The organism is Bacillus sp. BD59S (genome assembly GCF_007363175.1).
Lineage (GTDB): Bacteria > Bacillota > Bacilli > Bacillales > Bacillaceae_G > Bacillus_A > Bacillus_A pacificus.
In genome coordinates this window covers 1,162,082-1,180,474 of sequence record NZ_CP034686.1, presented here as the reverse complement: position 1 = coordinate 1,180,474, position 18,393 = coordinate 1,162,082, and the positions used below count along the sequence as shown (strand labels likewise).

Annotated in this window: 19 protein-coding genes; 6 read left to right on the top strand and 13 right to left on the bottom strand. The window is 36.8% G+C overall.

What is annotated here, in order from left to right:
- Nucleotides 1–7: 7 nt before the first annotated feature.
- The 4 genes from EKQ63_RS07995 to EKQ63_RS07980 all read left to right on the top strand — a co-directional run bounded on the left by EKQ63_RS07995 (nt 8) and on the right by EKQ63_RS07980 (nt 6,112).
- Nucleotides 8–1,927, top strand: a complete 1,920-nt coding sequence (locus tag EKQ63_RS07995; protein WP_143880945.1) for a putative thiazole-containing bacteriocin maturation protein — start codon at nt 8–10, stop codon at nt 1,925–1,927.
- A complete protein-coding gene (locus EKQ63_RS07990; RefSeq protein WP_143880944.1) occupies nt 1,924–3,873 on the top strand; it encodes a TOMM precursor leader peptide-binding protein in 1,950 nt (649 codons plus the stop codon). Before EKQ63_RS07995 ends, EKQ63_RS07990 begins: the two co-directional genes overlap by 4 nt.
- Nucleotides 3,874–3,888: 15 nt before the next feature.
- Entirely contained in the window at nt 3,889–5,430 is a 1,542-nt protein-coding gene (locus tag EKQ63_RS07985) for a SagB family peptide dehydrogenase (RefSeq protein ID WP_143880943.1), read from the top strand.
- A gap of 91 nt (nt 5,431–5,521) precedes the next feature.
- On the top strand, nt 5,522–6,112 hold the full coding sequence (locus EKQ63_RS07980; protein ID WP_087994550.1) for a class I SAM-dependent methyltransferase: 591 nt from the start codon (nt 5,522–5,524) through the stop codon (nt 6,110–6,112).
- 29 nt (nt 6,113–6,141) lie between these two features.
- On the opposite strand, the gene EKQ63_RS07975 is transcribed toward EKQ63_RS07980, so the two are convergent.
- From EKQ63_RS07975 to EKQ63_RS07965, 3 genes are all read right to left on the bottom strand, one after another.
- Nucleotides 6,142–6,552, bottom strand: a complete 411-nt coding sequence (locus EKQ63_RS07975; RefSeq protein WP_087994551.1) for a DUF3908 family protein — start codon at nt 6,550–6,552, stop codon at nt 6,142–6,144.
- 146 nt (nt 6,553–6,698) lie between these two features.
- Complete coding sequence (locus EKQ63_RS07970; protein WP_087951709.1) at nt 6,699–7,187, bottom strand: GNAT family N-acetyltransferase; 489 nt, start codon at nt 7,185–7,187, stop codon at nt 6,699–6,701.
- Between the two features lie 103 nt (nt 7,188–7,290).
- Entirely contained in the window at nt 7,291–8,625 is a 1,335-nt protein-coding gene (locus tag EKQ63_RS07965; protein ID WP_087951708.1) for an FAD-dependent oxidoreductase, read from the bottom strand.
- A 199-nt stretch (nt 8,626–8,824) separates the two neighbouring features.
- Here EKQ63_RS07965 and EKQ63_RS07960 point away from each other — a divergent pair, with 199 nt between their 5' ends.
- Nucleotides 8,825–9,253, top strand: coding sequence for a hypothetical protein (locus EKQ63_RS07960; RefSeq protein WP_074567599.1), 429 nt, complete (start codon nt 8,825–8,827; stop codon nt 9,251–9,253).
- Nucleotides 9,254–9,381: 128 nt separating this feature from the next.
- On the opposite strand, the gene EKQ63_RS07955 is transcribed toward EKQ63_RS07960, so the two are convergent.
- Nucleotides 9,382–10,167, bottom strand: a complete 786-nt coding sequence (locus EKQ63_RS07955; RefSeq protein ID WP_087994554.1) for a zinc ribbon domain-containing protein — start codon at nt 10,165–10,167, stop codon at nt 9,382–9,384.
- A gap of 350 nt (nt 10,168–10,517) precedes the next feature.
- On the opposite strand from EKQ63_RS07955, the gene EKQ63_RS07950 reads away from it, so the two are divergent.
- A complete protein-coding gene (locus EKQ63_RS07950; RefSeq protein WP_087994555.1) occupies nt 10,518–11,351 on the top strand; it encodes a hypothetical protein in 834 nt (277 codons plus the stop codon).
- A gap of 34 nt (nt 11,352–11,385) precedes the next feature.
- Here EKQ63_RS07950 and EKQ63_RS30465 read toward each other — a convergent pair whose 3' ends face one another.
- From EKQ63_RS30465 to trpC, 9 genes are all read right to left on the bottom strand, one after another.
- Nucleotides 11,386–11,817 carry a DUF5694 domain-containing protein gene (locus EKQ63_RS30465; RefSeq protein ID WP_254912618.1) on the bottom strand — a complete coding sequence of 144 codons (432 nt, stop codon included), beginning with the start codon at nt 11,815–11,817 and terminating at the stop codon, nt 11,386–11,388.
- Between the two features lie 4 nt (nt 11,818–11,821).
- Nucleotides 11,822–12,112, bottom strand: coding sequence for a DUF5694 domain-containing protein (locus tag EKQ63_RS30460; protein WP_254912619.1), 291 nt, complete (start codon nt 12,110–12,112; stop codon nt 11,822–11,824).
- Nucleotides 12,113–12,214: 102 nt separating this feature from the next.
- Nucleotides 12,215–12,910: a DUF2278 family protein gene (locus tag EKQ63_RS07940; RefSeq protein WP_087994556.1), complete on the bottom strand. Its 696-nt coding sequence runs from the start codon at nt 12,908–12,910 to the stop codon at nt 12,215–12,217.
- A 90-nt stretch (nt 12,911–13,000) separates the two neighbouring features.
- Nucleotides 13,001–14,500 carry an L-lactate permease gene (locus EKQ63_RS07935; RefSeq protein WP_143880942.1) on the bottom strand — a complete coding sequence of 500 codons (1,500 nt, stop codon included), beginning with the start codon at nt 14,498–14,500 and terminating at the stop codon, nt 13,001–13,003.
- Between the two features lie 116 nt (nt 14,501–14,616).
- A complete protein-coding gene (locus EKQ63_RS07930) occupies nt 14,617–14,976 on the bottom strand; it encodes a DUF4029 domain-containing protein (RefSeq protein WP_087951702.1) in 360 nt (119 codons plus the stop codon).
- A gap of 74 nt (nt 14,977–15,050) precedes the next feature.
- Entirely contained in the window at nt 15,051–15,827 is a 777-nt protein-coding gene (gene trpA, locus EKQ63_RS07925; RefSeq protein WP_143880941.1) for a tryptophan synthase subunit alpha, read from the bottom strand.
- A gap of 3 nt (nt 15,828–15,830) precedes the next feature.
- On the bottom strand, nt 15,831–17,024 hold the full coding sequence (gene trpB, locus EKQ63_RS07920) for a tryptophan synthase subunit beta (protein WP_087951700.1): 1,194 nt from the start codon (nt 17,022–17,024) through the stop codon (nt 15,831–15,833).
- Entirely contained in the window at nt 17,021–17,635 is a 615-nt protein-coding gene (locus EKQ63_RS07915) for a phosphoribosylanthranilate isomerase (protein ID WP_087951699.1), read from the bottom strand. Before EKQ63_RS07915 ends, trpB begins: the two co-directional genes overlap by 4 nt.
- Nucleotides 17,632–18,393: an indole-3-glycerol phosphate synthase TrpC gene (gene trpC, locus EKQ63_RS07910; protein WP_143880940.1), complete on the bottom strand. Its 762-nt coding sequence runs from the start codon at nt 18,391–18,393 to the stop codon at nt 17,632–17,634. The genes EKQ63_RS07915 and trpC overlap by 4 nt, the downstream gene beginning before the upstream one ends.

The window sequence follows — 18,393 nt, the reverse complement described above, 5'->3', positions numbered from 1 at the left end:
GATTAAAATGAGTAACCTTCCAATTCATGCAAAATTGAAAGCAAATAAGGATACTTTCTTCCTCCCCGACTCAAACGGGGGTGTCTATTTTCGAAATAACGCCAGTTCATTTCGTATGGACGGTGATGGAATTTATAATTGGATTGAAAAATTAATGCCGATGTTTAACGGTAATTATTCTTTAGCAGAAATAACGGATGGTCTCCCTCTTCCCTATCAAAATCGTGTGTTTGAAATTGGAGAGATTTTATATACAAATGGGTTTGTCCGTGATGTAAGTCAAGACGCACCTCATGAATTAAACAGTGCATTGCTTGATAGATACGCTTCGCAAATTGAATTTCTAGAAGCAGATTCTCATTCAGGCGCATTAAAATTCGAAACGTACCGCAAAGGGAATGTCCTTATAATTGGTTCTGGAGATATGCTTACTTCCTTAGTTTCTTCTTTATTAGAATCCGGATTACCTACCTTTCATTACCTTGTGACAGATTATGAAGAAACGAATTACGACCGCATTCATGAGCTAATAGAACTTGCACATGAAGTAGATAATACTGTACTTGTTCAAGAAATAGACACGACAATTGATCGTCCTCTGCATGAAGTGTTCGAGCCTTTCGACTGGATTTTGTACGTTTCTCAAAATGGAGATATTGATGGCCTAAGAGCAGCTCACACGTTTTGCAAGGAAGTAGGAAAGAACTTCATACCAGCCGTTTGTTTATCAACACTTGGTATAGCTGGTCCTGTCGTAATGGCTAATCGTGAAGAATGCTGGGAATCCGCATGGCATCGGCTACATGAAACGACTTTACAAAATGAAAATTCATCAGCCGCCTTCTCCCCTATTACATCTGCAATGCTAGCAAATATAATCGTTTTTGAATTATTTAAGCACGTTGCTAATGATTCTTACCGAGAAAAAGAACCTCAATTCTTTTTATTAAATTATGAAACACTCGAAGGAGCATGGCATCCTTTTATAAAACACCCTCTCGCAACTGATGAAAGTTTTACAATTGATACGATAGAAGACTTTTCTGAACAACTTGAGCATCGGTCTAGCCAACATACTTCAACTGAATTATTCCGTTTTTTCGATTCATTAACTTCTAAAGAAGCTGGTATATTCCATGTATGGGATGAACAAGATTTATATCAATTACCATTATCACAATGTAATATTCAAGTAGCTACACCGCTATCAGATGGTCCAGCTTCCCTCCTACCTCTTATGATTTGCGCTGGTTTGACTCATAACGAAGCGCGCCGAGAAGCTGGTTTAGCAGGAATTGAAACATATGTAGCAGAAATTATGCACCACCTTATTCCTGAACATAACGATATCGGTATTGGCGCTGGGGAAACGATGACAGAAGGTGTATACCGGGCGCTACAACAACATTTAAATAATAAATTGTATGAGCGGCATTCACATATGCTAGAAGAAATTACGACGGTCGATTTAACCGAAATTCATGATAAACATTGTAGATTTTATTACGATGCTCTCGCTACAATTCATGAAACACCTAAAATAGCGGTAAGTGAAGAGATTCTCAGTTTTCCAGTCGTTTGGGTCGGTATAAATGATCGATGGTACGGCGCATCTAATATTAATACAACGTTAGCGTTACGAAACGCACTACAACTATCCCTTCTTCATATTCAAAATGAAGAGACTCCATACAGAGCTAATATCTTGCCGGAATCCTCTATTATTTTATATGACACAGATTCTTTTAGATTAGAAATACAAGCGGAAGAAGAAATTCCAAGCACGCAATCTGTACAGCTTGCCTTGCAACATTTAGAAGAACATAATTTTTATCCATTCGTGTTTGATTTAGCTATCGAACCATTTTTGAAAGAGAACTTAGATGGTGTGTACGGGGTATTAATTGCAAAGGAGGACGGTCTATGACTCAAAATATATTACTTATAGGAGATGGCGTTCTTGCAGACTATGTACATGATCAATTATGCAAACAATATTCCATCATTCGCCAACACACAATTGCAGACGAAATCCCTGAAAATATCGACCTCGCTCTCGTATTACACGACGGCTCTCCTTCTACGATTCATCATGACGCTGAGCTAACTTTCCGGTCAAATCATATTCCGTGGCTACGTGGTTTTACTTCATTTGGTGAAGGGGTTATCGGTCCTTATATTCATCCTCTTGCAGCAGGATGTACTCATTGTGCCGATGGACGACGCTTTATCGCTGGATTTGATCAAAAAGAAATGTGGGAGCTACAACGAAAATATGCGGTAAAGGAAGAAAACGTAACGAGGCGGGATGTACGTGCCACCCAAAATGGTATTCTGCAAATGTGCCATCTTATTTGCGCAGAAACAGAGAAAATATTAACTCATACTCATTCTTCTTTAGAAAATGAACTCATTTTACTAAACTTACAAACGCTGCAATGTACGCGGCATTCTTTTCTTCCAGATCCGCTCTGCCCTGTATGTAGTAATTTACCTGATGACACAGCAGATGCAGCAGCGATTTCATTACAACCGAGCTTAAAAACAAGTGATGCAACATATCGCTGTCGTTCCATTCATGAACTAAACACATTTTTAACGAAGGACTATTTAGATTACCGAGTCGGTATGTTGAACGGAAAAATGCAGCATTCTTTATTACCATTTGCTGACGTTATTATAAACATGCCATTAATGTTTGGAAATGAAGGGGTTGCAGGCCGAACTCTTTCATTTGCAATAAGTGAAGCAACTGCCATTTTAGAAGGTTTAGAACGATATTGTGGTATGTCACCTCGAGGAAAAAAGACGAATGTGCATGGTAGTTTTCATGATTTAGAGGATTATGCACTAAATCCCCTTACGCTCGGTGTGCATACAAATGAACATTATAATCGTGATGGTTTTCCATTTAAACAGTTTGATCCTGACTTTGAACAAAACTGGGTATGGGGATATTCGTTGTCACAAAACCGGCCAATTTTAATTCCAGAATCAATCGCTTATTATAGCCTCGGGCATCGAGATGCCTTCGTATATGAAACATCAAATGGATGTGCCATTGGTGGTAGTTTAGAAGAAGCAATTTTTCACGGCATTTTAGAAGTTGTAGAGCGTGACGCCTTTTTGCTCACTTGGTATGCTGCATTACCTCTTCCCCGCCTTGATCTTAGTTCAGCAAATGATACGGAATTACAATTAATGATTCAGCGGCTATACACGATTACCGGTTATGAATTACATGCTTTTAACGCAACGATGGAACACGGCATCCCAAGCCTATGGGTAATTGCGAAAAATACGCGTGAAAATGGAATGAACGTTGTTTGTGCTGGTGGCTCTCATTTAGACCCAATCCGCGCTTTAAAGAGTGCCATTCACGAAATAGCAGGCATGTTACTTATAACAGACGATGAGCTTGAACAAAAAAGAGAGCACTACGAAAACTGCTTACAAGACCCTTATCTCGTTAGCCAAATGGGAGACCACAGTATGCTGTACGGATTGAAAGAAGCAGAAGAACGTCTCCACTTTCTTTTACGTGACGATGCTCCGATGCAAACGTTCCAAGAAATGAACGGATTACAATCATTTGATCTTGATTTAACATCCGATCTTCATCAACTTTTAAATCGTCTAGGGCAATCTGGACTTGAGGTAATCGTTGTAAATCAAACAGTGCCTCTTATAGAAAAAAACGGATTACATTGTGTAAAAGTCATTATTCCAGGCATGCTACCGATGACGTTCGGTCACCATCTCACTCGGATTACAGGACTGGATAGAGTGTATACTGTACCGATGACACTTGGATATACAAATGAACCTTTAACGAATGAACAATTAAATCCGCATCCGCATCCATTTCCATAGTAAAGGAGGGAATCTATGCAGCTGGATACTTTTTTACATCATCTCCATTTTTCTATAGACGAAATTATGCCGAATCATGAAGTGGACTGGGAAGATGCACCGCTCCCTTATAAACTATATCGAAATGTACCTATCATTCCTCTCTCTTTAGAAATCCCATTATCTTTACCTAACTCTTCTACTACACCTACTTTGAATGAGATTGGTCATTACCTTTGGTGCTCATTTGGTTTAACACAATTATGTCAGCTAAATAGCGAGAAAATTTTATTCCGAAGATCTATCCCTTCCGGCGGTGCTTTATATCCAAATGAATTGTATATATATTTAAAGATTGACGATTATCCAGACGGTATTTACCATTACGACGCCGCGCATCACCGACTTATCTTACTACGCGAAGGAAATTTCGATTCTTATCTTTCGGAAGCACTTGGAAATCGTTGTAACTTACATTCTTGTTTTGGTGCTGCATTCGTATCCACTATGTTTTGGAAAAACTACTTTAAATACAATAACTTTTCGTATCGGCTTCAAGGGTTAGATAGTGGTGTTCTCATCGGACAATTACTTGAATGTGCCAAACAGTTCGGTTACACAAATGGCGTATATTTTCAGTTTTTAGATCGTGCAATCAATCATTTACTCGGACTGTCAGAAGGCGAAGAAAGCGTGTATGCTGTTGTTCCTTTCAGCACAGAGCCGCAAATTGATTGGTTTTACAATGATTACCATGAAAATAAAACAGTTACTTCTCATGAGTTGTTACAACAAATCCCGCCGCTCGCACATGAACATTTCATTCGGTCAAAACATGTTGATGAATATCCGATGATAACAAAAATAAATGAAGCTTCTATGATTGAATCGACAACACACTTCCAAACACTAGCTCATGAAGAGCACTTTCAACATCATGTGCACGCTGTACAACTGCCAAAAGTAGAGCGTTTATCTTATGATTTCTTACAACTTTGCAAAAAACGGTATTCCCCTGATGTTGACTTTATTTTAACGAAATGGGATGCAGCCGAGCTCGCTACTTTACTACAAGAAGCGAGCCTCTCCTTCCCTTATTACAACGACCTTGATGGTCAGTATGTAAATGAAAATGCGCGCGTCTCATTATATGGATGTTTCTATAATGTAACAGATATAGAAAACGGCGCTTACGCTTATAACAGTAAAACGCATTCCATACAACCACTTCGGTACGGAGATCTTCGTTATCCCCTTCAATCTAGTATGACGATGGATAACGTAAATCTTTTTCAAGTACCACTTTGCCTACATGTAGTCGGAAAGAAAGATTATTATACAAATGCATTAGGCTATAGAGGATACCGCATTCACCAAATGGAAGCAGGTATACTCGTTCATAAACTCGTTTTTGCAGCGACCGCAATGGGAATGGCTGGGCATCCTTTACTAAGTTTTGATACAAATTCATGTGATCAGTTGTACGGGATAGAGGCTGGGAATGAAACGGCACTGATTCAAATTCCTGTTGGAGCCTACCGAGCGCGGAATTGGTTAAAAGGGGATTTACGTATTTAGAAGCACGCCGGTGAACGGCGTGCTTTTTTAAAGGACTTAATTTATAAAAAGCGAAATGAGTATATATTCTTACATAAAAGGAGAGTTTAACTTGAGCATTTTACAACGATTAATCCAGCAAGCAAAAAATCCTCGCGGGACAATTGGTTCTTCCATGCTTTGTATTATGAACAGTGCACATACGAGACTAACAAATTGGGCTTTACAAAAAATACATATACGTAAAGATGCGATTACTTTAGATATTGGTTGTGGCGGAGGCAAAACAATACATACTCTTTCCAAAAGAATTCCGTTTGGGAAAATATATGGAATTGACTATGCAGAACAAGCTGTTGAAAACTCAAAGAAAGCCAATATACAGGACGTAAAAACAAGGAAAGTAATCATTCATCAAGCAAGTGTCTCCTCTATTCCTCACAATACAAACTTCTTCGATCTCATAACCGCGTTTCAAACACACTACTTTTGGCCTGATGTGGAACAAGATATAAAAGAAGTATTTCGCGTCTTACAACCGAAAGGATCTTTTTTATTAGTAGCCGAAACTTTCAAAATTCAATATCATATGGAGAAATATAAAACGACTGAAGAATTAATAAATCTATTTTATAAGACAGGATTTACAAATGTGAAATGTTATGAAGAAAGAGGATGCCTTTGTGTAATAGGAATGAAATAAAAAGCAGACCCTTTGAGGTCTGCTTTTTACTAGATTAATTTAAAGATACTTTTAAGTTGTCTTGCAAACAACCAGTTTTTCGTACCGTAGTTGTCATTTAAACTATCTAAATTGATAGTTTGTCCGTTAGCAAACTTTAATTCTAGCGTTGTATTTTTATCATTTGTTTTTAAGTTACTATGTGTAATAGCATCATACTTCAATTTTTCAATTTCAACATATTCATCTTTTTCTTGTCCGATCACGACATGGTCTTGGAAGAAGAAAAAGACTTCTACTTTCTTACCGAAACAAAATACATTTTTCGTATAAATTAATGTCGCATTATCAAGTCCGACGCATACTTCTTTCATCTCTTCAATAACGTGTCCAAAGTCTTCTTCATGTCTTGTGTTTGATTCAGCAATCCATTCTTCGATTGTTTTCATATTAATTGCCATACTGTGCCCCCTGGTTCGTTCATTGCTTTGTTTTAAAATAAATACTATATGACAATATAAGCGATACATACTATGTTTTCAAGGGTGAAAGATATATTCAAAATAAAGTTAAATTTCAAAGTAATATACTAAAAGAATCCATTTCATTATATTTCAAACGTTTGAACGAGACATTCTTCATCATCGATTAACTGTATTTTCTCATCAAATTCGATGTTTAGCTCCCTATATACTTTCTTCCAAAAAGAAACAGCTGGTACATTTTTCACAAGTTCGATAACGAAATATTTTCCTCGTTTCTCTTTTAGCAAACTCTCAATAACTTGTTTACCGATTCCTTTTCCTTTGTACTGATTCAATAAGAAAATGTCATGAATACTAAAGTCGTTTTCCTTCTTCAAAAATGGACGTTCCAACAATAATAAAAATCCTACAATGCTATTTTCAGCTTTTATAAAATACGGAGTAATTCCATCATTTACCCAAAACGTATGCAAATCTTCGTATTCAAAAAATCCATTTGGCCCGATCGTTATATTAGGAGTGAATGTAGAGAGGTCATGAAGATATAGTGCGTACAAATTACGTAATATTTCTTTTTCTGATTCTTGAACGGTTTGAAGTGTTGCAAACATTTTTAATGATCCCCTTTCCTATATGTAACCATTTCCCAATCCTCTTCATTCGACAAAAATGATGATTCCCCTTTTAACGAAAAAAAATAGCACTTAAAAAGTGCTATTCCGCTCGCCTTGCCGCTTGCTGAATTGGATCCCAAACGCTGTTATATGGCGGTGCGTAACTTAAGTCGACATCTTCTAAATCGTGAATGCTCATTTTATTGAAAAGTGCCATTGCGATTACATCAATCCGTTTATCTACACCTTCTTCTCCTATCACTTGTCCACCTAATAATTGTTTCGTGTCAGAACGGTATAGTAATTTCAAATAAAGTGGTTTCGCATTTGGATAATAGCCCGCCATATTTGTCGAATCTACTTTGACTGTTTTATACGGGATATGTAGTCCGTTTGCTTCTTTTTCATTTAAACCTGTTCTTGCAAGCGTCAAATCCATAAATTTAATAATGCCTGTACCTAACGTACCTTTAAAGGCTCTTCGTTTATCCAGCATATTCAGTCCAGCAAGTCGCCCTTGTTTATTGGCAGTCGTGCCGAGCGGGATATGATCATGAATTTCTTTTATAACGTGGTAATGTGTTGCGCAATCACCAGCTGCATATACGTCTTGCACATTCGTTTGCATATATGCATTTACTTCAATTGCCCCTTTATGATTTGTACGTATATTTGTTCCTTCAAGAAAATCAGTATTTGGCTTCACTCCGACAGATACTAAAACAAGATCCGCTTTATACGTACCTTTATCCGTTTCAACTTCTTCTACTCGTTCATTCCCTTTGAACGCTTTTACATTTTCATTCGTTAAAATTTCAATATGATGTTTATCTGCTTCTTTATGTATATATTCCGCCATATCTGCATCATAAATTGTACCGATATGATCATTTCGCTCAATCATTCTTACTTTCTTACCAAGTTCGACGAATGTTTCTGCCATCTCAAGTCCAATTGCACCGCCGCCAATAATGGTTACATCTTCAACTTTATTCGTTTCTAACGTTTTTAATATGCGCTCAGCATCCGGAATTGTTTTTAAAAGATGAACACCTTGTAAATCTCGGCCTTCCCATTCCGGCATAACAGGACGTACTCCGGTCGCAATTAATAATCGATCATACGGAAATTCAAAGACATCTTTCGTCTTCGTATGCTCTGCGTATACCATTTTCTTTTCCGTATCTACTTTCGTTACTTCATGTCGTACTTTCGCATCAATTCCATATTTATCACGAAACGTCTTCACATTACGCGCAATTAATTTTTCCGTTGAAGCGATAGCACCACTAATGACATACGGTAACCCACACTGCGCGTATGAATAAATCTCACCTTTTTCTAACGTCACAACATTTGCATTTTCATCGTTTCTAACAATTTGCATCGCTGCACTCATACCAGCTGCATCTCCGCCAATAATGACATAATTCACTTTACCACTCCTTCTTTTTTACATACTCTTTACGTTTTCCATATTTTATAGAAATAACACCTACTTCCATTGTAAAGAAAGAGAATTTCATCTTCAAATTTTGTGCACAAACCTATGCCTAAATAGGTAACCGTCGTGTCTTATAAACAACATGTTTAATATGCTATAACAGTAACTACCGAAAGTAGGTGAAACATACATGTGCGCCGGCCTTCTCGTCCAGCTCCCAGAAGAACCGAGAGAACCAAAACCCGCCCTTCCACTTGAACAAGAGTTTACCGTTAGTGCAACTTTATACAGCGCTCGCGCTTGGTTATCTGACAATGACACTTTCCCACAAACTATTTGGAAAGCCACTCGCTTCTCTTCTGCATCACACGCCAATAAATCAATCTTCCCAGTTGGTACTGTGAAAATTATAAATTTTTCTGATGATACAATAACAGTTACTATATCCTCAGAATCAGATGACACTCTCAAAATAGTCGTCCCGCCTCGTTCCGAAGCGGCTTTAACATCTAGTTCTTTATCTGATGTGCAAGCCAGTACATCAGGAGGAGCAAGCAAAGTCACATTCCTCTTTCATATCTTTTTCTCAAGAGAACCTGGTCCAGCTAAAAAACCATAGAAAAGGTACAGTTGTGCACTGTACCTTTTTCATATGTTCTATTCTCTTGATTTATTCAGTTCAACATTATAAGATTCAATCTTCAAACTGAATCCCACACTTTGTACATACATTCATCCACCTTTTCTTTAGAGACCAGTTATTCCCTGTGTAAAGGTTTGAATTATCGTGCTAATGTAAGACCACAGTACAATGAATGTTGCAATTCCGATTAAAACATTTGCGATAAGTAGTGTATAAATAGAATCTAATCCGCCGTTATCTAGTTTTACTATAGCTACAATTATACTAATTGCCATATACGTTGTAGACAGCCCTAATAAAATTGGTAAGAAAAAGATTAATAAAAAGCTAAACAGAAAAGAAAGAACTAATATAGCAATAGCTGGTGTCGCTATCATTCCCCACACACCAAATACTTCAAGAAATGAAAATGAAGATTTCATCATCTTTCCACTTACAAAGATAATAAATCCGATAAATAAAGTTAAAATGAGTAAAAATAAAAAGACTGTTATAGAGTCTCCAAAGAAAGAAGGAGTAGATAAATCTGGCGCTAATGTTCTCGTAAGTGCTGCCCCAGCACTCATCATTCTATAAAAAATACATGCCCCTAAAAAACAAATAAGAACAAGACTTACAATTCCATTTCGTACTTCAACCTTACCACTTTTCATAATAGCTGTCGGTGCTTGTAATGCGTGTTTAAAAAACTGAAAATAGCCACTTGCAAACTGCTTTGCTTGCTCTACCGTTTCATTTGGTCGAGCTTCCTTCGCTTGTGCTACGCGTGCCTGTTGCTCACCTTCTTCCTGTGAACTACTCGCTACTGCTCCCTCCGTTAACGAATGTCCACAATTCCCGCAAAACTTTGCCTCTGCTGTATTTTCTGTATGACACGCCGGACATTTCATTCTCGCATTCCCCCCCTTAAGTAGATACCATATAGGGTGTTACAAATTCAATATATGACTTGGGACATAAAACATGACTACTAGAAAAAGATTATGAAATCCTTCTTTCAAAAGAAATATATATGTTAGCAATCTTGAAAAATAATGCTATTATGAAACAGAATAAAGTGAAACTTTAATCAGTGGGGGTTTTCTTCATCCCCCACTGATTATCAGCCCTCACCAATCGGACTTTTATGGGCAGCCCGCCCCCTACCTAACTTCTTTGCTTTCGCTGAATTTTGAGATGGGAGTCTTACTGCCCATTAAAGTCGGATAAATAATATTTTTAACAGATTGGATGAAAAACAATGGAATTGTTAAACTCAATTTTTCAAATACTCCTTACAAGCGTAATCCAATTATTTTCCTTAATTGGTGTTATCATTGTAATTGGATTTCTATTAGGTTATTTAGAATCTCTCACACGAATGTATTGGTCGAGAGCTTTCGGAAGAAAAGGATTCCTATTAACGGCTTGGCTTGGTGTTCCTATTCACGAACTTGGACATGCCATTATGTGCGTGCTGTTCCGTCATAAAATTGTAGCAACGCAGTTCTTTCCAACAGATACAAGTCAAGGTGCTTTAGGTTACGTACAACATCAATACAATCAAAAAAGTGTATATCAACGAATTGGGAATTTCTTCATTGGAATTGGTCCTATTATTTCCGGTATTACTTCACTAATCCTTTTAATGCGCTATTTCGTACCAAATTCATATTTCTTATTTCATACAACTCTCGAAAAAACAATCGCTTCTACTTCTATTAATGTAGAAATGGTTCAAAACATGCTCTTTTCAACATTTGTATTGTTGAAAAGCTTATTTACAATAAGCAATTTATTGAATCCTTCCTTTTGGCTATTTTTATTTATCGCTATTTGTATTTCGGCCCATATCGCTTTAAGTAAACCAGACATTAAAGGATCAATAGACGGCATTATCGTCATGTTTATCGTGTTATTTTTATTCAATATAATAGCGGGACTGTTTCAGTACGATAGTAACCAGCTTATTGGAAAAATGATGAAGTATAATATGTATCTCATTGCGTTTTCTAGTGTGGCACTGTTGTTCTCTTGTATTTCTACACTTGTTAGTTTTGGTTTTTATAAAATAAGAGGAGGGCGTTCTATTTAAATAAAAGGGTATCCAATTACAACTGGATACCCTTTTATTTAAATGCATGTTCTTCATACAGATATTTGTCTGCTAATACGACCTCACAATTCTCTCCTTCTTCAAGGAATCTAGCAACAATCGAACAATGTGACACACCAACTATAAATAAAATACGTTCATCAGTTGATTCAATTAAACGAACAATATTTGAATACATAATTAAATTTCTTTTATACCACCATGTTAACCATTCCATCCCAACATATTGACCGAAATCACCAATGCGTGCCATATTTACATATAACTTATGTAGCTGATTAAATACTTCTTGATTATTCATTTCTTGGTAAAACTCAAGAACACTTTTAGTATCCGCTAAATTTATTTCTGGTACCAAACTAAATATTTCTTCAAATAAATCTGGTTGATTTTCTTTCACCCATTTATGTACATCCCAAACATCAGTAACTTCATTTCCACCCATCCAATCAATTGCATATAACCTGTTTATGCTTTAAGTTTGTTGCCATTCTAAAACCAATTTGATCTATTTCATTTAATGCTAATTCGTATGCACCTATCTTGTACTGTTTAAAATTCTCATTTAATTTATCCTGCTTATCTGTAATACTTTCAACTGCAATTTTTGTTGGCTGGAATTTCTGTATGATAGAAACAAGCTCTCTAATTTCGGCTTGCCTCTTTTCCGATAATAATTCTTCATGCTCACTCATATGACAAGATCCCAGTATTAGAACTTTCGGTTTATTTTCTTTCATTTCCACCCTCCCCTTTTATTCTGACTATTCAATTCTACCAAAGTAAATTCAATTGTAAATAATTGTATTATGCAAAAAAGGCCATCTAACTTGCAATGGCCTTTACTTATATAATAACCTCTTATTTGTATAATTACAGTTCTCAACCGGCACACGAGCATGTCCCTCTTCATCGGTACACCATGACTGTGATTGGAAGGCAAGAAAAATACCGATCCATTCTTCTTCCTTCTCGAAGTGAATGAGTATTCCTCCGTCTTGCCATATGCCATCATCACCTTTCCATTTCTCTACATTTCCTTGATTCATGTGAATATCGTGTATCCCGTTTCCTGGTTCGAAATGAAAGTAAGAATCGGGTGTATTTTCTTCTGGTCCCCATCTTTCACCGAACGCGTAAATAATTGCTTTTTTTTCTATCGCTCGTTTTATATAATGTTCTATTTTTTCATTTAAATCATTGTCTACTCCTGCTTTTTCAGCAGGTAAAGGAATCATTTGTTTCGAATCAAATACATTACCTCTTACATAATCTAAAGCTACTTTCGGCTCATTGTTTTTTATTTCTGTAAAACCAAACGGTAACGTCGGTAAAATATGAATCGCTTCTGACCGAATATTGTCGCTTGCAAAATATAAAACTTCTGACGGGTAACTTTGCGACTTTACATTAATTGCAATACGATAATCTACTTCTGCTTCACCTTGTAAATGAACTTGATAATGAGGAGTTTTCCCTTTTCCGATCTTAGATTGTATAACGGTACCTTTTAACACGCCGTAGTTTTTTAGGGGCATACATTTCATCTCCTATTCATTTAGTAGAAGCTGTTCATATTTAAAACATTATCCAATCGTGCAAAAAATCCTCCTATGTTAGGAGGATTTTTAATTTCTCAACATATACCAAACAATAACCTCTACCACTACAAGTAACACCGCACCAAAAATCATTAACGTCGTCTTCTTTAATAGTTCATTTTCACGATACGGGATGTTACATAAATACGCACCTAGTGTAATCCGTGACGGACAAGCAATTGTCGCTACTGACGAGGCGGTGTTTTGAAGTGTTGTAACGTATTGCCACGGGAGTGCTACGTTTTGTGCCGTTTGCATTTGTAGTTTTATAAACATCGCATTTGAGCCTGCGTTACTACCTGTTAAAAAGCCACCGATTCCGCCGATAAACGGAGCAACGAAAACGAAAAAAGTTCCAAACGTTTCACCAGCTGTTTTTGCCAGTAATGCATGCATGCCAGATGCACCCATTAGTTCTGAAATGGCGATAAACATTGTCGTCGTAATCGCAAAGGGAATCCATTGTTTTATCGTTTGCGAGAGTGATTGTTTAATAATATTTGATGAAATTCGGAAGAAAATGATTGTAAATAAACAAGTCATACCTAGCCAAAAACCTGGCGAATATAGTAGCTCTAGTTTGTAAGAGTATGATTTTAAATCAAGAACCGCATATGATCTCAATAAGTCATGGAATACTGGTACAAGGCGAGAAAGTAAAATACAAACTGTTAGAAATATATAAGGGCTAATAATTTTTATAATAGATACTTCTCTCTCCGTTGTAGCAGCATGTTCTGTTATTAGGTTTTGTTCGTTTTTTCCTTTTAATTTAACAATAAGAAAGCCAAATGTAATGGTAACGATGGAACTTAATATACCTGCTAGTTCAACACTTACGTATGCGTTAGAAAGATAGATTCCAAGAGAAAATAATAGAAAGAAACCGAATCCTTCCTTCCACTTTTCAATAACCGCCTGCCAGCCGCCAACAACATATAAAGAAAGAATGACGAAATAAGCAAACATCGGGATACTTAATAGCGCTGTATTTGTACCGAGTGTTGTAAGAGGCATATTGATAAGTTGCGAACCGATAATCGTACCAGTTGCCATTGCTCCCCATGAACTAGCTAGTAAGCCGATAAACGAGAGCAGTACAGATTGAAACGGTTTATAGCCTAATGATAGAAAAATAGGTGCTGCAACCATAAAGCCAATTCCAAATCCACTTACTGATTCAATTAGTGGGCAAATACCAAAACACATAAGAAGCATTTGTAATAAACGATCGTGCGTAACTTCTTCTAAAAAACGTGCTACTTGATCGATGTACCCCATTTTGTTCATGAGGTGAAATAAAAAAATGCCGAAAAACAAAACGTACCCAACAATAAAACAAATTAACGAACCTTTAATCGTTGCGTGCACAGTTTCACTTATCCCTAGTTGAAACGTTGGCGAGAGTAAAACGATTCCAACAGACACAACGTAAGCAATTAAAGAAGACCTTAATGACGTTTGTTTAAATAAAAATAAACAAATGAAAATCATCATAATTGGGATAAGTGCCAACAATATGGCCATGTTATCATCTCTTTTCATTAAAAATACAATTTTTAACTATTATATAACAGATGACATAAATTTCAATTGTTTTTGCAACAGATTTAAAAAAGGAGCCATTTAGCTCCTTTTTTGAATCAGTTCCATTTTCTCTTATCTTGAAAAACCCTCTGCTGCCTGATTATTTTGTCTAACACAACAAACACAATATAAGCACATATTACTTGCAATACAATATTCCCAAATTTCATTAATTCAAATGAACGGATCCATCTGAATAATTCATTTAATAATACAATCGAAACGATACTAAATAATTCTATACTAATGGAAAATAGACATATTTCTAAAATAGACTGTTCTTGAATGCGATTTAAGTTGGAAAAGATGAATACATATCCTAAAAATAGAGCCATCAACTCTATTTTTGTCATGCTAATGAGCCAAGCGTATAGTGGTACAGTTAGAAGTAGATATAATAGTTTACGTCTTAGCATGCCTTCTCACCCTCTAAATTATATGTATTTTCTGTATATTTTAACATTTATTACGCAAAACAAAAAGAAGAGACTTATGCCTCTTCTTTTTGTTTTGTTGCCTGTATGAATTCACATATCTCTTCTCGTTTTTCATTTTCTAACAGCTCGATCACTTTACTTCCAACGACAACTCCGTCACATATTGTAATCATTTCTTCTACATGTTCCTTCGTTGAAATACCGAACCCTGCTACTACCGGTAAATTCGTATGTGATTTTACTTTTTCTAAGTAACTATGAATCTCCTCTTTAAAATTTTGACGTACTCCTGTTACGCCCGCTACTGTAACGGCGTAGACGAATCCTTCTGATTCACTTGTAATTTTTTCGATTCTCTCAATTGGGCTCGTTACGGTAACGAGTGGGATTAAAGCGATATTTGCCGTTCGGAGAAGCGGTGCAATAATGTCTTGTTCTTCATACGGTAAATCTGGAACAATAATACCGTCTACCCCTGCTTCTATACAATTTTCAATGAATTGTTCTTTTCCGAATGCGAGTACTGGATTTAAATATGTCATAAGTACAAACGGAATTTGTACTTCTTTCCTTACCTCTATTAATGCTTGAAAAATGCCTTTTACTGTTACACCGCTATCTAGTGCTCGTTTCCCTGCTCTTTGAATCGTTGGGCCATCTGCAACTGGATCTGAAAACGGAATACCAATTTCAACGATGCTTGCTCCAGCCTCATCTAGAAAACGAATTCTTTCTTTTAATTTTTCAAGGCCACCATCTCCACCCATTACGTACGGAATAAATGCTTTCTTGCCATTTTCAAATGCTGCTTTAATTTTTTCTACTCCCATTTTTTACACCTCTTCCATATAACGTTTTATACTCTCTACATCTTTATCACCGCGGCCAGATAAACAAATGACAAGCCCCTCGTCTTTTTTCATTTGCGGTGCTAATTTTAATGCGTATGCGACAGCATGCGAGCTTTCTAACGCCGGGATAATCCCTTCTTTTTTCGTTAATAATTGAAATGCTTCTAACGCTTCTTCATCTGTAATCGAGTGATACGAAACGCGGCCAATATCTTTTAGCAAGCTATGTTCCGGCCCAACACCTGGATAATCTAGTCCTGCTGAAATAGAATGAGCTTCTTGAATTTGTCCCTCTTCATTTTGTAGAAGATACATCATCGATCCGTGTAAAACTCCGACGCTTCCTTTCGTTAAAGTAGCTGCATGCTGTTCTGTATGAACGCCTTTTCCAGCTGCTTCTACGCCGTAAAGAGCAACTTCTTCATCGTGTACGAACGGATAAAACATTCCCATCGCATTACTACCACCGCCAATACAAGCAACAACTGCTTCTGGTAATTTCCCTTCTAACGCTTCATATTGTTTTTTCGTTTCATTTCCAATTACACTTTGGAAATCACGGACAATTTGCGGGAATGGATGTGGTCCAAGAACGGATCCCATAATGTAGTGCGTATCATGCACGTGTGAAACCCAGTAACGAAGCGCCTCGTTCACCGCATCTTTTAATGTGCCGCTACCTGCCGCTACACTTTCTACTTTCGCTCCGAGTAATTCCATTCGAAACACGTTTAATTTTTGGCGTCTCACATCTTCTTCTCCCATAAAGATGACGCATTCTAAACCGAGAAGGGCACATACAGTAGCTGTTGCAACACCGTGTTGTCCAGCCCCTGTTTCAGCAACAACTTTTTTCTTGCCCATTCGTACTGCAAGAAGTGCCTGACCAATTGTATTATTAATTTTATGAGCTCCTGTATGGTTCAAATCTTCACGTTTTAAATAAATCTTTGCACCGCCGCAATACTTCGTCATATTTTCAGCGAAATAAAGCGGTGTTTCTCTTCCGACATACGTTTTTAAATAATAATTTAATTCTTTTTGAAACGCTTCATCTTCCATTGCCTCTTTATATGCTTCTTCTAGTTCTAATACAGATTGCATTAACGTTTCTGGAACGTATCGTCCTCCATATATACCGTAGTGACCTTTTTCATCTGGATATGCATAGTTCATTTGGAACACTCCTTTGCTTTTATAATAAATTGTTTTATTTTCTCTACATCTTTCTTTCCTTCTGTCTCTACTCCGCTACTTACATCGACCATGCACGGCTGAATAGTTCGAATCGCTTCTTCTATATTAAGAGCGTTTAAGCCACCAGCTAATATCGTTTTCTCTCGCAACTCTTTTGGCATATGCGTGAGTAACTCCCATGAAAATTTCTTTCCATTTCCTCCGTGAAACTTTTCTTTTGGGCTATCAAACAATATATAATCCGCTTCATATGTTTGAGCCTTTTTCATATCGTCCTTTGCAGTTACTCCGAGTGATTTTATAGACGGAATATTCAATCTTCTGATTTGATGATTATCTTCATCCCCATGTAGTTGCACATGCGTTAACCCGCATTCATCTGCAATTTTCTGAATCTCTTCTACTGATTCATTTACGAAAACACCGATTTTTAATACGGTTGCTGGAATCTCCTGAATGATTTCTTTCGCTCTCTTTGGATTGATTTTCCGCTTACTTTCTGCAAAAACAAATCCGAGTGCATCAGCTCCGTATTCACAAGCACGTTTTGCCGTTTCAACATCAGTGATGCCGCAAATTTTCACTTTCATATGTTCACCTTACAATCTTCAAAAAAGGTACGAATAGAAGATGATGTCATAAGTGCTTCTCCAACTAATACACCTTTCGCTCCAGCTCGTTTGACGCGAATAATATCTTCTTTTGAATGAATCCCGCTTTCACTAATCCAAAGTAATTTCTCCTTGTTTAATCGTTTTCCAAGCTTTTCTGTTTGGCTTAAATCGACTTCGAATGTTTTTAAATTACGGTTGTTAATACCGATAACGTGCGGATTTAATTGGATCGCAATTTCTAATTCCTGTTCATCATGAACTTCAACAATTGCTTCTAACCCTTTTTCTAGTACGTAGCTATACAACTCTTTTAACTTCTCTTTCGTTAACGCCGCTACAATTAATAAAATAATATCTGCGCCAGCTTCATACGCTCTATCAATTTGAATTGTATCGATTATGAAATCTTTACATAAAAGCGGAATGTTACTTTCTGCTCTTGCGGTTTGTAAATCATGAAACGATCCTTTAAAAAATTGACCGTCTGTTAAAACAGAAACTGCTCCTGCGCCGCATTCTTCGTATGTTTTCACTTGTTTTCGTACATCCACGTGTAAATTGATATCTCCTTTTGATGGTGATGCTCGCTTTACTTCTGCAATAACAGTAAACTGCTGTAATGCTTCTACGAGTGAATGTGTCTTTCTACTTTCTTTTATTGGTGTATATGTTTCATATAATGCCGCAACTTCCTTTTTCTTTTGGTCTACAATTTTGTCTAAAATCGTCCCCAT

What these genes read in the sequence shown, in the direction of transcription:
- EKQ63_RS07970 (WP_087951709.1), bottom strand. Translation starts at nt 7,187, where the DNA reads ATGTTTGCAACACTTCAAACCGTTCAAGAATCAGAAAAAGAAATATTA.
- EKQ63_RS30460 (WP_254912619.1), bottom strand. Translation starts at nt 12,112, where the DNA reads ATGAAAGAAAATAAACCGAAAGTTCTAATACTGGGATCTTGTCATATG.
- EKQ63_RS07960 (WP_074567599.1), top strand. Translation starts at nt 8,825, where the DNA reads ATGTGCGCCGGCCTTCTCGTCCAGCTCCCAGAAGAACCGAGAGAACCA.
- EKQ63_RS07985 (WP_143880943.1), top strand. Translation starts at nt 3,889, where the DNA reads ATGCAGCTGGATACTTTTTTACATCATCTCCATTTTTCTATAGACGAA.
- trpB (WP_087951700.1), bottom strand. Translation starts at nt 17,024, where the DNA reads ATGAACTATGCATATCCAGATGAAAAAGGTCACTACGGTATATATGGA.
- EKQ63_RS07940 (WP_087994556.1), bottom strand. Translation starts at nt 12,910, where the DNA reads ATGCCCCTAAAAAACTACGGCGTGTTAAAAGGTACCGTTATACAATCT.
- EKQ63_RS07975 (WP_087994551.1), bottom strand. Translation starts at nt 6,552, where the DNA reads ATGGCAATTAATATGAAAACAATCGAAGAATGGATTGCTGAATCAAAC.
- EKQ63_RS07990 (WP_143880944.1), top strand. Translation starts at nt 1,924, where the DNA reads ATGACTCAAAATATATTACTTATAGGAGATGGCGTTCTTGCAGACTAT.
- trpA (WP_143880941.1), bottom strand. Translation starts at nt 15,827, where the DNA reads ATGGGAGTAGAAAAAATTAAAGCAGCATTTGAAAATGGCAAGAAAGCA.
- EKQ63_RS07930 (WP_087951702.1), bottom strand. Translation starts at nt 14,976, where the DNA reads ATGCTAAGACGTAAACTATTATATCTACTTCTAACTGTACCACTATAC.
- EKQ63_RS30465 (WP_254912618.1), bottom strand. Translation starts at nt 11,817, where the DNA reads ATGGGTGGAAATGAAGTTACTGATGTTTGGGATGTACATAAATGGGTG.
- EKQ63_RS07995 (WP_143880945.1), top strand. Translation starts at nt 8, where the DNA reads ATGAGTAACCTTCCAATTCATGCAAAATTGAAAGCAAATAAGGATACT.
- EKQ63_RS07935 (WP_143880942.1), bottom strand. Translation starts at nt 14,500, where the DNA reads ATGGCCATATTGTTGGCACTTATCCCAATTATGATGATTTTCATTTGT.
- EKQ63_RS07950 (WP_087994555.1), top strand. Translation starts at nt 10,518, where the DNA reads ATGGAATTGTTAAACTCAATTTTTCAAATACTCCTTACAAGCGTAATC.
- EKQ63_RS07955 (WP_087994554.1), bottom strand. Translation starts at nt 10,167, where the DNA reads ATGAAATGTCCGGCGTGTCATACAGAAAATACAGCAGAGGCAAAGTTT.
- EKQ63_RS07915 (WP_087951699.1), bottom strand. Translation starts at nt 17,635, where the DNA reads ATGAAAGTGAAAATTTGCGGCATCACTGATGTTGAAACGGCAAAACGT.
- trpC (WP_143880940.1), bottom strand. Translation starts at nt 18,393, where the DNA reads ATGGGGACGATTTTAGACAAAATTGTAGACCAAAAGAAAAAGGAAGTT.